At 67.2% G+C, this 12,884-nt stretch carries 15 protein-coding genes; 8 read left to right on the forward strand and 7 right to left on the reverse strand.

What is annotated here, in order from left to right; translation table 11 throughout:
* Together JZ792_RS38780 and JZ792_RS38785 are read right to left on the reverse strand one after the other, a co-directional pair.
* Positions 1-125: glycerate kinase (locus tag JZ792_RS38780; RefSeq protein WP_216917889.1), on the reverse strand; the 125-nt coding region annotated here is incomplete at its 3' end.
* 75 nt (positions 126-200) lie between these two features.
* Positions 201-1,793 carry an alpha/beta hydrolase gene (locus tag JZ792_RS38785; protein WP_216917878.1) on the reverse strand — a complete coding sequence of 531 codons (1,593 nt, stop codon included), beginning with the start codon at positions 1,791-1,793 and terminating at the stop codon, positions 201-203.
* Between the two features lie 157 nt (positions 1,794-1,950).
* Between JZ792_RS38785 and JZ792_RS38790 the strand changes: the two genes are divergently transcribed.
* Entirely contained in the window at positions 1,951-2,262 is a 312-nt protein-coding gene (locus JZ792_RS38790) for a GNAT family N-acetyltransferase (RefSeq protein WP_109523090.1), read from the forward strand.
* Here JZ792_RS38790 and JZ792_RS38795 read toward each other — a convergent pair.
* On the reverse strand, positions 2,256-3,017 hold the full coding sequence (locus JZ792_RS38795) for a lysophospholipid acyltransferase family protein (RefSeq protein ID WP_216917879.1): 762 nt from the start codon (positions 3,015-3,017) through the stop codon (positions 2,256-2,258). The two genes, JZ792_RS38790 and JZ792_RS38795, sit on opposite strands and share 7 nt — an antisense overlap.
* Before the next feature lie 86 nt (positions 3,018-3,103).
* Here JZ792_RS38795 and JZ792_RS38800 point away from each other — a divergent pair, with 86 nt between their 5' ends.
* The 3 genes from JZ792_RS38800 to JZ792_RS38810 all read left to right on the forward strand — a co-directional run bounded on the left by JZ792_RS38800 (position 3,104) and on the right by JZ792_RS38810 (position 5,193).
* Positions 3,104-3,748, forward strand: coding sequence for a YqgE/AlgH family protein (locus tag JZ792_RS38800; RefSeq protein WP_216917880.1), 645 nt, complete (start codon positions 3,104-3,106; stop codon positions 3,746-3,748).
* A 90-nt stretch (positions 3,749-3,838) separates the two neighbouring features.
* Positions 3,839-4,450, forward strand: coding sequence for a sigma-70 family RNA polymerase sigma factor (locus JZ792_RS38805; RefSeq protein ID WP_216917881.1), 612 nt, complete (start codon positions 3,839-3,841; stop codon positions 4,448-4,450).
* On the forward strand, positions 4,447-5,193 hold the full coding sequence (locus JZ792_RS38810; protein WP_254190945.1) for an anti-sigma factor family protein: 747 nt from the start codon (positions 4,447-4,449) through the stop codon (positions 5,191-5,193). Before JZ792_RS38805 ends, JZ792_RS38810 begins: the two co-directional genes overlap by 4 nt.
* A 59-nt stretch (positions 5,194-5,252) precedes the next feature.
* Here the strand turns inward: JZ792_RS38810 and JZ792_RS38815 are convergent, their stop codons facing one another.
* From JZ792_RS38815 to JZ792_RS38825, 3 genes are all read right to left on the reverse strand, one after another.
* Positions 5,253-6,026, reverse strand: coding sequence for an ABC transporter permease (locus JZ792_RS38815; protein ID WP_216917882.1), 774 nt, complete (start codon positions 6,024-6,026; stop codon positions 5,253-5,255).
* Entirely contained in the window at positions 6,023-6,991 is a 969-nt protein-coding gene (locus JZ792_RS38820) for an ATP-binding cassette domain-containing protein (RefSeq protein WP_216917883.1), read from the reverse strand. The genes JZ792_RS38815 and JZ792_RS38820 overlap by 4 nt, the downstream gene beginning before the upstream one ends.
* 131 nt (positions 6,992-7,122) lie before the next feature.
* The gene (locus JZ792_RS38825) at positions 7,123-7,641 is read right to left on the reverse strand and encodes an EXLDI protein (RefSeq protein ID WP_216917884.1); all 519 of its coding nucleotides are present in this window, start codon (positions 7,639-7,641) and stop codon (positions 7,123-7,125) included.
* A gap of 200 nt (positions 7,642-7,841) precedes the next feature.
* Between JZ792_RS38825 and JZ792_RS38830 the strand changes: the two genes are divergently transcribed.
* From JZ792_RS38830 to JZ792_RS38845, 4 genes are read left to right on the forward strand one after another with little or no spacing between them, the layout of a single operon-like run.
* Positions 7,842-9,524 carry a thiamine pyrophosphate-binding protein gene (locus tag JZ792_RS38830; RefSeq protein ID WP_216917885.1) on the forward strand — a complete coding sequence of 561 codons (1,683 nt, stop codon included), beginning with the start codon at positions 7,842-7,844 and terminating at the stop codon, positions 9,522-9,524.
* The gene (locus JZ792_RS38835) at positions 9,521-10,180 is read left to right on the forward strand and encodes a DUF8713 domain-containing protein (protein WP_216917886.1); all 660 of its coding nucleotides are present in this window, start codon (positions 9,521-9,523) and stop codon (positions 10,178-10,180) included. Before JZ792_RS38830 ends, JZ792_RS38835 begins: the two co-directional genes overlap by 4 nt.
* A gap of 2 nt (positions 10,181-10,182) precedes the next feature.
* Entirely contained in the window at positions 10,183-11,229 is a 1,047-nt protein-coding gene (locus JZ792_RS38840; protein ID WP_216917891.1) for a 3-oxoacyl-ACP synthase III family protein, read from the forward strand.
* A 9-nt stretch (positions 11,230-11,238) separates the two neighbouring features.
* The gene (locus JZ792_RS38845; RefSeq protein WP_216917887.1) at positions 11,239-12,273 is read left to right on the forward strand and encodes an aminotransferase class I/II-fold pyridoxal phosphate-dependent enzyme; all 1,035 of its coding nucleotides are present in this window, start codon (positions 11,239-11,241) and stop codon (positions 12,271-12,273) included.
* A gap of 60 nt (positions 12,274-12,333) precedes the next feature.
* On the opposite strand, the gene JZ792_RS38850 is transcribed toward JZ792_RS38845, so the two are convergent.
* Positions 12,334-12,663 (reverse strand): hypothetical protein, encoded by a 330-nt coding sequence (locus JZ792_RS38850; RefSeq protein WP_216917888.1) that lies wholly within the window; start codon positions 12,661-12,663, stop codon positions 12,334-12,336.
* Positions 12,664-12,884: the final 221 nt, after the last annotated feature.

Raw genomic sequence — 12,884 nt, forward strand, 5'->3', positions numbered from 1 at the left:
AACACCAACTCCGTATCCGGGCGAACCCGCGCGATTCCCGAGGCGATGGCCCCGGCCACCTCGGGCGCACTCGATGAACCCTTGAATTTGTCGGGAGCGAGCACCACCCGGCGCACGGAGTTCATCCCGACATTCTGTGCCGCCACCCCCACCGCCGCCACCGCTGGCGCGCCGCGTGGAGGTTGCCGCGCGAAGCGACCTCAGCCGAGGGGGGCCTGATCCGCGCGATCGATGGTGACCTCACCGGTACGCAGGTAGGTGAGGACGGCATTGTCGACGGCGGGGTTGGCGCGGCCGAAGGTGCCGTGGTCACCGCCGTCGACGGTGATCAGGGAGCCGTTGACGGCCTGCGCCAGGGCGGGGCCGCCCTCGTATTTTGTCAGGGCGTCGTAGCGGCTCTGGAGTAGGAGCGGTCGGGTGCGCAGACCCGCGCCCGAGATCGGGACGGGTTCGGTGACCGGACGCCAGGATCCGCAACTCATGCCCGAGCGGACCAGGTCGGCGCGGGCGTCCATGGCGTTGCCGCCGGAGGCGATGGTGGCGACGGCGGAGGCGAGCAGTTCCGGGCGCGGCTCCACCGCGTTCTCGTTGCAGGTGATGGCCGAGAAGACGAAACGGCCGGTGGGGTCGCCCGCGGTCGCGCCTTCGATGGCGAGCAGTCGCGCCACGTCGGCCGGGTCGGTATTGGCCTCGGCCATCGCCTTGGCGAAGGTCGGCCAGTACGAGCGGGTGTAGGTGGCGACGGCGGTCGCGCCGACCAGCGGCACCCGGGCCGAACCGCCGCCCGACAGCAGTGTGCGCACCAGATTCTGGACCTTGCCCGCCTGTTCCACGGTCCCGTTGACGCCGTCGCGCGCTATCTCGGCGAGCGGTTCCGGCAGTTGCCCCGGCAGGTCGGAGACTTTCGCGGGCGGCGGTGTCAGGTTGGCGTACCAGCCGCCGCCCTGGTCGGAAACCAGTCGCACCCAGTTGCGGTACACCTGCAAGGCGGTGTCGCCGAGGTGGTATTCGGCGTTGTGGTCGGCGATCCAGGCGAACAGATCGTCGAGGCGACGTTTACCCGCGACCTGCTGCTGGGCGAATTCCTCGTTCCACACCCAGCCCGGATGCACATTGGAGTCGAGCACCATCCGGTCGACCCGCTCCGGGAACAGCGACGCGTACACCGCCCCGAGGTAGGTGCCGTAGGAGGTGCCGAGGAAATCGATGCGTTCCAGGCCGAGCGCCGCGCGGACGGCGTCCATATCGCGGGCGGTGTTCTCGGTGGTGATGGTGTCGAGGTAGCCGGGCTGGGTGGCGTCGCACGCCTTCTTGATCGCGTCACGATCGCCGCCGCCGAGCGAGACCTCGTCGCCTTCGGCGCCGGTGGCGCAGGTCAGCGGTGTTGCCCAACGCAATCCGCGCGGCTGTACCGCGACCCTGTCGAATTCGGCGCCCAGTTCGGCGGGCAGCGCGTCGGTGCGGCGGGCCCAGTAGTCGAGTGCGTCGGCGCCCGGTCCGCCCGGATTCGCGAAGATCGTGCCGCGGCGTTCGCCGGTGGCAGCGATCCGGCTGACGGTGAGGTCGATGCGGGGGCCGTCGGGTCGCGTGTAGTCCATCGGCACGCTGACGACGGCGCATCGCACCTCGCGGTCCGCGCTCACCGAACCTTCCGGACAGGCGCCGAACGCCACCACGGAAGGCTCCGCGGCGGCCGATCCCGTGATCAGCGAGGCGCCGAGCGCACCGGTGACCGCCAACGCGCCGATCGTGCGCGACAGGCGCGGTGACCCGCGTCCGAATGTCCTCATCATGCTCGCACCTCCGCCGGGCCGATACCGTGCGGCATGCGACGCGACCAAGAGCATTCTGCGTGGGGCGCGCACCGTGGGACAAGTCGAATCAATGAATTCACAATCGGGGCTGCGTTGCGCTGCGCGACGAACCCACCCGGCGGAGTAGCGTCGAGCCATGTCGACCGAGGTCCGTAACAACACCGCGCTTGAACGCTTCGAGATCTACGTCGACGGTGACATCGCCGGCTACGCCGAGTATCAGGACACCGCCTCCGAGCGGGGTTTCGTGCACACCGAGGTCTACTCGATGTACGAGGGCCAGGGCATCGGACGCGACCTGGTGCGGTCCGCGCTCGACAGTTCCCGCGCCGAGGGGTACGGCATCCTGCCCCTGTGCCCGATGGTCAAGCATTTTGTGGAAACCCACGGTGAGTACGTGGCGTCGGTGCCGCACTGGGCGCGTGAACGGCTCGGCCTTCCTCAGTAGTTCGCGATCGCACCGTCCAACGCCAGTTGCAGATCGTCGCGGGCCGAGCGGGCGATATCACCGGGTTTGGCGGGGAGTTCGGCGATCGGCGGGCGGAAATAGAAACTGGCGGATTTCGCCTCCTCCTTGGTCGGCGCGATCGCGGGATCGGCCCTCGGCCCGTAACTGAGCCCGATGCTCACCAGTGCCGGACTCACGCCGAGTTTCATCGCGCGGAACGCGATATGCCCGATTCCGCTGCCCACCGCCTGCACCTGCGTCGGATCGACCTCGTTGCAGGTGCCCTCCGGGAAGATCGCCAGGTGGTCGCCGCGCGCGAGCCGCTGCGCGCAGATGTCCATCATGCGCTGACCGGCCGCGTTCACGGCCCTGATGCCGTGGTCCTTGCCGCGGAAGACCGGGATGCCGCCCATCATGTCGACGTTGCGCCGCTGACCCGCTTCGATGAAGAGTTCGTCCTTGGCGAGCACGCGCACCCTGCCGATGGTCGAACGCAGCGGGCTGCGCCAGGCCGTCGCGGCGACGGTGTAGGGATCGCTCTGGGACAGGTGGTTGATCGAGTAGATCGTCGGCCGCCCGGATCGCACCAGGGCCCGGAGCTGCTCCCGCGCACCGTCGGCGTAACTGACCCGGGGGTGGTAACGACGGCCGAGCATGGCATACGCCGCGAGGGCCTTCCACCGGTTCTGCCGATGGTCCAGGTAGAAGTCGTACACGGCGTCGGCGTTGTCGAGGATCACCTCGGGGGGTTGCATAACGCCGAGCCTACGATGCCCGCTCTATCGGGACGATCAGGACAGCCACCGGTGCGGAATGCCGATCCAGCTGCGATGATGTCGGAGTGGCACGCGGAGATGAACCGGATGAACGGCAAACTCACGGCGGGCACGGTGATCGTCGCCGCCGAGACGCCAGGCAGGGCGAACAGGTTGTCCGTGCGGGATCTCTGCTGGTCTCCTCGACCGAACTGGTCGAAGCCACTTTCCGGCGGACCGTCGTGTACATCATCGAACACAACGAGGGCGGAAGTCTCGGGGTGGTGCTGAACCGGCCGAGCGAGGCCACCGTCGAAGATGTGCTGCCCCGCTGGTCCGAGCTCGCCGCGACGCCCGCCACGCTGTTCATCGGCGGTCCGGTCAAACGCGAGGCGGCACTGTGCCTCGGGACGCTGCGCGTCGGCGTGTCGATCCAGGGCGTGCCCGGTCTGCGCCGGATCGACGGCCGGGTGGTGCTGGTCGATCTCGACGCCGATCCCGAGCGGATCGCCCCGCTGCTGGAGGGCCTTCGGGTTTTCGCGGGCTACGCGGGCTGGACCTTCGGGCAGCTGGAAGGCGAGTTGCAGAACAACGACTGGATCGTGGTGTCCGCGCTGCCTTCGGACCCGATCAGCGCCGACCGCGCGGATCTGTGGGCCGATGTGTTGCGCAGGCAGCCACTGCCGCTCTCGCTGCTCGCCACCCACCCGATCGAACTCGAACGCAATTGACATCCCCGTTGAACCGGCCCGGGCCCGGCCTCGTGTACTCCACGAACAAGGAGACACAGTATGAAACGCGACGACTGATCAGGCGGTTCGATGGGGAACAGATCGGGACCGCTGGAGAACCGGCCCGGCGCGGAACCACCGGCGCGGACCGGACGCCTGCGGGCACTGACACAACGCGGACAGCGCACGCCGCGCCCGGACGACAACTCCGAGCTGATGCAGGCGCTGTATCGCGAACACGCGGCGGTGCTCTGGCGGTACACGGTCGGGCTGGTGCGGGATCCGGGACGGGCCGAGGACATCGTGCAGGAGACATTGCTGCGCGCGTGGCAACGGCCGAACGTACTCGACCAGTCCACGACATCGGCCAGGGCGTGGCTGTTCACGGTGGCGCGCAATCTCGCCGTGGATGAGCATCGCAGCGCCCGCAGCAGGCGCGAGTTCCGCACCGACAGTCCGCCCGAGCAGGCGACGCCCGACCAGTCCGACCGTGCCCTCGACGGTTGGCTCGTCGCGGACGCGCTCGGCAAACTGAGCGCCGATCACCGCGAGGTGATCGTGCGGGCCTACTATCGAGGACTTTCCACGCATCAGATCGCCGAAGAACTCGATATTCCACCGGGAACGGTGAAATCCCGAATGCACTACGGCATGCGGGCGCTACGACTGGCTCTACAGGAGATGGGGGTGACGAACAAATGACGGAGATCGCAGGCGGGAGTATGTCGGGATCGAAGACCGACGGCTACGCCACGTGGGATGCGCCGTACGTGCTCGGCTCCCTCAGCCGAACCGAGCGCCAGGAATACGAGGAGCACCTCGCGCACTGCCCCGAATGCCAGGCGGCCGTGGCCGAATTGGCGGGCTTGCCGGGCATGCTCTCCCTCGTCGACACGGAGACGGCGATGGCGATGCTGGATTCGCCCGAACAGCCGTCCACCGAATCGGATATCCCGCCGGTTCCCGAGCTGCTGCCGCGTCTGGCCGACGCGGCCGAACGCAGGCGCAGACGCGGACGGTGGACGGCGGCGGGCGGCGCGCTCCTCGCGGCTGCCGCTGCGGCGGTCATCAGCATTCCCATCGCGACCTCGCTGGTGTCGACCGACGAGCCCGCGACCACCGATCAGGTGGTGTTCGCCGAACGCGCGATGGAACCGCTCGAACCGACCCCGGTATCGGCGGATGTGAAGATCGTGACCGACGCCGGACGCACCCGCGTCGTGATGACCTGCACTTACGCGCCGGGCGGCTACAACTACAGCTGGAATTTCGGTCTGATCGTCAACAGCAAGGACGGCCGGGCGTTCGACGTGAGCCAGTGGCCCGCCGGGCCGGACACCGTCCTGACCGTGGACAGCACGATCGACCTGCCTGCGGACCAGATCAGCAGTGTGCAGATCAAGTCGCTGAGTTCGGGCCGGGTCGTTCTCTCCGCGGCGGTCTGATCCCGGTGCACGACAACGATCCCCGGCGGTTCTCCGCCGGGGATCGTTTCGTCACGTGATCAGCGCGAGGTCTGCTCGGCGAAGACGGATCTCGACCACAGGTAACCGCCGACTCCGATGACGACGCCCCACGCGATCGAGAGGTAGCCGTTGTTGCCGATCTCGGTTCCCATCAGCAGTCCCCGAATCGTCTCGGTGAACGGGGTGAACGGCTGATATTCGGCGAACTGGCGCAGGCCGACCGGCATGGTCTCGGTGGCGACGAGTCCGCTGCCGAGGAAAGGCAAAAGGACGACGGGGAACAACATATTGCTCGCGCCCTCGGGATTCGGCGACAGCAGGCCGAGGGCCACCGACAACCAGCTGAACGACAGCACGACCAGTGCGATGAGTCCGAGCACGGCGACCCATTCCATCGGGTTCGCGTCCGGCCTGAACCCGATCGCCAGTGCGACGAGCAACATGATCGCGCTGCCGAGAATGCCCTGGATCAGGGTGCCGATGACATGTCCGGTCAGCATGGACGACGGCGCGATATCCATCGTCCGGAACCTGTTGACGATGCCCTTGCTGGTGTCGGTAGCGATCGAGACCGCCACCGACACCGTCAGATACGCCGGAATCATCAGCAGCATGCCGGGGGCGAGATAGTCGATGTAGTTGCCGCCGGAGGATTTCTCCAGCGCGCCGCCGAAGACGTAGTTGAAGATCAGCAGCAGGACGACCGGCATCAGCACGACGCTGAAGGTCATACTCGGATAACGCTTGGCGTGCAGCAGATTCCGCCGCAGCATGGTGACCGAATCGGCCAGTAGGTAGGTCGAGGCGCTCATGCCGCGGTCTCCTTGTCGGTCGTGGAATGTCCGGTGAGGGTGAGGAATACGTCGTCGAGATTCGGGGTGTGCACGGCCAACCCTTCGACGGCGACCTGATCGGCGTCGAGACGGTCGAGTACGGCACGCAGGGCCGCGACCCCGCCGTCGCTCGGGACAGCCAGGGTGAACTCCTCGCTCCCGTCCTCCCGGGCGCCGTCGCCCAGGGACCGCGCGGCGGCCTCGAGTCCGGCGCGATCGGCGAATCGCAGGCGGATATGGCCGCCGGGGACCAGCCGTTTCAGCTCGGCCGCCGTGCCCTCGGCGACGAGGCGGCCATTGTCGAGCACCGCGATCCGGTCGGCGAGTTGGTCGGCTTCCTCGAGGTACTGGGTGGTGAGGAAGACGGTGACGCCGTAGTCGTCGACCAGGCCCCGGATGATCTCCCACATGGTGCGCCTGCTGCGCGGATCGAGCCCGGTGGTCGGCTCGTCGAGGAAGATGATCCGCGGATCGCCGACCAGGGTCATCGCCAGGTCGAGCCGCCTGGTCATACCGCCGGAGTAGGTGCTCGCCGCCTTGTCCGCGGCATCGACGAGGTCGAAGCGGGCCAGCAGATCGGCGGCCAGCCGCTTGCTCTCGCGGCGCGGCAGGTGGTGCAGATCGCCCATCAGGAGCAGGTTCTCCCGTCCGGTCAGCAGTTCGTCGACCGCGGCGAACTGCCCCGTCACCCCGATGACGCCGCGCACCGAACGCGGATCGGAGGCGAGATCGTGTCCGCCGACGCGGATTTCGCCGCCGTCCGCCCTGATCAGGGTGGACAGAATCTGCACGGTGGTGGTCTTGCCCGCGCCGTTGGGGCCGAGCAGCGAAAAGATGCTGCCCTGCGGAACCGTGAGATCGATGCCGTCGAGCACCGTGTGGTCGCCGTAGGCCTTGCGCAGGCCGAGCGCCGAGATCGCGGGTGCTTGATGCCCGTTGACCATGGTCTTCCTTCCAATACATAAATTGATGCATATAAGGGCATGTTTGATCGACAACGCCCCCCGGGGGGGCGTCGCGGTGAGGTCGAATACGCGTTGTTACGTTGCCCGAGTGGCCCTTTCGGCCTGACGGGTCAGATGTCGAGATCCTCCACCGGAGGCCGGTCGGCGATGCTCACGACCCGTTCGTAGAGCTTGTCCGGGATCTTGCCTTTCAGATCCGCCACCGTGTCGACCACCTCGAAAAGGAAGTCGCCCCAGTCCTGTTCACCCACGCCGAGCATGCGACGCCAGTTCTTGAGATCGTTGAGCCAGTTCTTGGCATCGGTCGGGTAGTCCACCCAGTTCGAGTATTGGGCGTGCATCGCGATCTTGCCCTTGCGGGTGCGGTACACCCGGACATGTTCCATCCGGGTCTCGTTCTGATCACTCCACTCGCCGAGCAGCGCGCCGGAGAACCGCACCTGCCTGACCCCGTTGTGCCCGACCCGCAGGACGATCTCCTCGAAACCCTCCTGGCGCCCCTCCTCCACTTCGATGAGACGGCGCAGCGCCGTGGTCACCGCGCCGGAGAGATTGCCGCCGACCAGCTCCTGGGCCCGCTGGAACAGGGGGAGATCGTCGTCGGAAACGTAGATCGTCTTGTTCGGCATGAACTCACTATACGTAGATGTATACGTACATTGCAAGAGGGATTTTTCCGGCCGTCGGCAACCCACCGAGAAGTCGTCGACGAAAAGTTCCGACAACGTTGAACCACTCACCGAGCTGCACCGTATCCCTCGTGTACAAGGCAATTGGTCCGACGAGCGCACAACGCCGTCAGGAGTGTCGCTGCTGGAAGGAGCGCCCCATGCCGAGCAGAGTCGTGGATTACCTGGTTCAGGCAGTATCGACCGCGGGAGCGCGTCATATCTTCGGTGTCGACGGAGCCAATATCGAGGATCTGTACGACGCCGTGTTCGACGCGCCCGACGCCGTCACCGGGGTGATCGCCAAACACGAGTTCTCGGCGGCCACCATGGCCGACGGATATGCCCGCAGCACAGCACGACTCGGCGTCGTGGCCGCGACATCGGGCGGCGGTGCGATGAATCTCGTTGCCGGACTTGCCGAATCGTATGCCTCGCGAGTACCGGTCTTGGCCCTGATCGGACAGCCGCCGACCACCCTGGAGGGCAAAGGAGCCTTCCAGGACTCCAGCGGACTCGCGGGCACCATCGACGCCACCCGGCTCTTCGGCGAGATCACCCGATTCTGCGCTCGCGTCGAGCACGCCACCGAACTGCCCGACCTGTTGACCAAGGCGGTCGACGCGGCCGAGCGCGGTGGACCCGCCGTGCTCCTGCTGCCCAAAGACGTGCAGCAGTCCGAGATCGCGAGCCCACCCTTCCGGATGCCGCCGCGCACCCACCGCGAGGACCGACCCGGGTCGGCCCGGGTACGCGCGGCACTCGCCGAAGCCAAACGCACCGGCAAAGTCGTCATCATCGCGGGCGACCAGGTGGCCCGCGATGACGCGCGAGCCGAATTGGCAACGCTGGCAGCGATATTGGATGCACCAGTCGGCGTGACTCCCGACGCCAAGGACGCCTACGACAACACCGATCCCGGTTTCTGCGGCGTCGCTGGCAGTATGGGACATCCCGAACTGGCCGCGGCGCTGCGCTCGGCGGCGCTGTGCCTGCTCGTCGGCACCCCCATGCCGATGATGGCGGGTGCGGGCCTGGCCGGACTGCTCGCGGACACCCCGGTGGCCAGCATCGGGATTCAGCCGCCGCACCTGCCCGCGACCCACGCCTACAGCACCGACCTCGCCGCCACACTCGAGGCCATCGCCACCGAATTTGCCGGTGCGGCAACACCTGTCGACGATCGACCGGCCGCCCCGCTGACAGTTCTGGACGTGCCCGCCGCACAGGGACCGGGGCTGCGCTATCGGGAAGTGGTCGAAGCCATCGACGCCGCGCTGCCCGCGGGCACCGATGTGTTCGCCGACGCGGGCAATACCGGTTCGGCCGTGGTGCACCACCTGCGGGTGCCACGCGGCGGCCGGTTCGTGGTCGCGCTCGGTATGGGCGGGATGGGTTACGCCTTCGGCGCGGGGATCGGGTCGGCGTTCGCGCGCGGACGCGGCCCGAACGGCCCGCGCCGCACCGTGGTCATCGCGGGCGACGGCGCGTTCTTCATGCACGGCATGGAAGTGCACACCGCCGTCGAACACCAACTGCCCATCACCTTCGTCGTGCTCAACAACAACGCGCACGCCATGTGTCTCACCCGAGAACAGCTCTACTACCGGGATCGCTACAGCTTCAACCGTTTTCGCCCGTCGCAGTTGGGTGAAGGGGTCGGTGCGATGTTCCCGGAACTGCCCGCCTGTTCCGTCCGCGATTCCGCCGAACTCACCGAAGCGCTCGGCCGCTGCCTCGACACCGAGGGACCCTCGTTCCTCTCGATCGATTGCGATCCCGACGAGATCCCGCCTTTCGTCCCGTTCCTGACATCCCTCGAATCCCTCAGGAGGAACCCGTGACCATCAGCGCGCTGCCCGCCCTCAGCGACATCCCCGAAGACGTGGTGCCCGGGGTGCTACGTATCGAGAACTCCGACAAGGACGCGACCACGCCGATCATCGTGGACATGCTCCGATCGGTGTATCCGCACGACCAGGTCTTCGGCGAGTACTGCCCGGTCCAGGCGTATATCGCGGCGCCGCCGCGTGAGGTCTACGAATATCTCTCCGACACCAGGTCGCTCGAGGAATGGACCTACAGCCTGCGCGGATTCGTCGAAACCGACGAACCCGGTCTCTGGCTGGCCTACGACCGACTCGGCGACGCCACCGAGATCTACACCAGGACCGTCGCCAATCCCGACGCCATGACCGTGGACTACCACTGTGCCTGGGACCAGGGCAAACACCTCTGGATGATCTACCTGATGCGCGTCGTCGACGCACAGGTGGTGTTCAACAAGCCCGGGTCGGTGGTGCTCTGGAACAACTGCAAGCACCCCTTCTACGACGAGAACCCCTATCCGGAAACCGCCCCGCCGAAACGGCCGGTCTGGGTCGGCGACTTCTGGGACATGTTCTCCGCCGGACACCAACTCGAAATGGACAACCTCAAGGCGATCTGCGAGTACCGCGCCGCCCACGGCCTGCCGCTCACACCCGAATGGATGAAGTGACCATGGTTCCCCGCAATCCCGACACCTTCGGGCTGCCCACCGTCAGTCTCGTCGACGTGTCGAGCTATCTGCCCGGCGAACCGGTCGGCACCGAATACTTCACCCAGTTCTCGCGTTCGGACCGGATGGCGAAGAACGTCATGTTCCGCTCGCCGTCGGGACGCCACCACGTGGCGCGCGACGAGACCGCGGTGGATATGGCCGAACGCGCCGTCGCACCGCTGATCGACCGGCACGGGTCCGATTTCGCGTCGAATATCGACGTGCTGATCACCCACACCCAACTACCGGACAATCCGGTGCTCGGCGCCGGGCCGGAGATCGCCCGGCGGCTCGGTGCCCGACCGAGTTTCGTCTACGACGTGCACAACGGCGGGTGCGCGGCCTTCGTGCACATGATGTCGATCGCGCGCATGGTGTTGCAGACCACCGACGCGCGCACCGCGCTGATCGTGGCGACCCAGAACTGCGCGGGACCGGTGTTCACGCAGAGTGACATACGCAAACTCGCCCAGGCCCCCGTGCCCGGCGACGGGTGCGGGGTCGGACTGCTCGTCAAGGACGACAGCGCGCCCATTCTCGATATCGAATCCCGCACCTATCCCGAATTCGCGGGCGATATGGATTTCTCGACCAACAGCGACCGCAAATACTGGGAGCCCGGCGAAGGACAGGGCTGCGTCAGCTTCACCGAATCCAAGGTCACCAAGGTGTTCGCGCGCGGTAACCGGCTGGTCCCGGAAGTGGCGCTCGCGGTGTGCGATCGGATCGGGGTGAAGGGCCGCGATATCGATACCTTCGTCACCAACCAGCCCAACCGGCTGTTCCTGCGCAACTGGCACGACGCGCTCGAACTGCCCGCCGAACGTCATCCCGACACCTTCGACACCTGCGGAAACCTTTTCGCCGCGGGCATTCCCGTCACCCTCGATGTCACGAACAGGGCGGGCGGACTGCGCAACGGATCGGTGGTGCTGTTGTCGGCCTTCGCGCACGCGGGCGATTTCGCGGCGGCGGCGGCGGTGCGTTGGGGTGCGGCCAATGGATGAGGTGCGGCGATGAGTATGCGCCTGATCGATGAGGCCCCCTCGTCGCGGCGGCACCCCGGCAAGCGCGCGTCGGCGGAATTCGACCTGAGCCTGAGCGAGAATCCGTTCCCGCCGCTGCCATCGGTGCTGCACGCGGTGAATCTGGAACTGGCGCGGTCGAATCGGTATCCGGAGTTCTATCCGCAGCGGCTACCGACGCTGATCGCGCGTCATCTCGGCGTCGATCCGGATCAGGTGGTCGTCGGGTCGGGCGCCACCGGGGTGGCCTTGCAGATCATCCAGTCGCTGACCACACCCGGATCGGAACTCGTCGTCGGTTCGCCGACCTTCGACGGATATCCGATCATGGCCGATATGGCCGGGCTGAATCTGGTTCCGGTGCCGCTGGACCGGACCGGCGAACAGGATCTGCGGGCGATGCGGCGGGCGATCGAGAAGCGGACCTCGCTGATCGTCGTCTGCCGCCCGCACAATCCGACCGGCACGGTGATCCCGGCGGGGGAGCTGAAAACCTTCCTCGCCTCGGTGCCGAGCCGCGTGCCCGTGGTCCTGGACGAGGCCTATGTCGAATTCCTCGCCGAGGCCGACCGGCTCGACAACGCAGCGCTGTTGCGCAGACACCCGAACCTGTTGATCCTGCGTACCTTCTCGAAGGCCTACGGGCTGGCGGGCCTGCGGATCGGGTACGTGTACGGCGGACGCGAGCTGATCGGGCGGGTGCGCAGGCTGCAACTGCCGTTCGGAATGAGCGCGTGCGCGACCGCCGCCGTCGCGGCGTCCTATGCGGCGGCGCCGGAGCTACGGCTGCGGATCCATCGCATCACCACCGCGCGCGAGAACCTACGGAACTCGTTGCGGTCCTGCGGTATCGACGTGCCGCGCAGCCACGCGAACTTCCTGTACCTGCCTGGCCCCGGCGTGGCCACCGCGCTGCGCCGGGCCGGGATCAGCGCGAAATGCTATCCGGACGGCAGTGCGCGCGTCGCCGTCGGTGATCCCACGGCGGATCTGGCGGTACTCGCCGCGTTGGCGACGCTGAGGTGAGCGAATGTGGCGGTGGTTCTCCACCGCCACACCGGGTGGGGACTATTACCTCTGCCGAGGTCAGCTACCGCCGCCACATCCACCGCCGCCACCGCCGCAACTACTGCCGCCGCCGCAACTGCTGCCGCCGCTACAACTGCTCCCGCTGCTGCCGCCGCTACAGCTACTGCCGCCGCCACAGCTACTGCCGCTGTCCCAGCTCCCGGCCTCGGCGCCACCGCTCGCGGCGGCCCAGCGCCTGCGATTGCGCCGTGGATTCCGGTTCTGCCGGACCGAGGCCACGTAAACGATGCCGATCGCCAGGACGATCAGCCCGATACCGAGCCAGGTGTTCGACCAGACCACCAGCAGGCCGACGAACAATATCGCCGCCACTCCGAATGCGATCATCGGTTCCTCCCCGTTCGCTCACGCGGATCTCGGTCCGCGCGGATTTCGTCACCGAGTGGTGTTCGGCCGCGGCCGCGACATCTCCCGAGCGACCGCTCGAGCCGCCGCACCCCGGATATCGCGTCCGAGGCGCACTACGCAACGGAATCGATGGGTCGGTCCGAGGATCGGCCGGTTCAGCCACCCCCGCCACCGCAGCCACCGCCTCCACCACCGCAGCC

It is taken from the genome of Nocardia noduli (assembly GCF_019038455.1).
Classification (GTDB): Bacteria; Actinomycetota; Actinomycetes; order Mycobacteriales; family Mycobacteriaceae; genus Nocardia; species Nocardia noduli.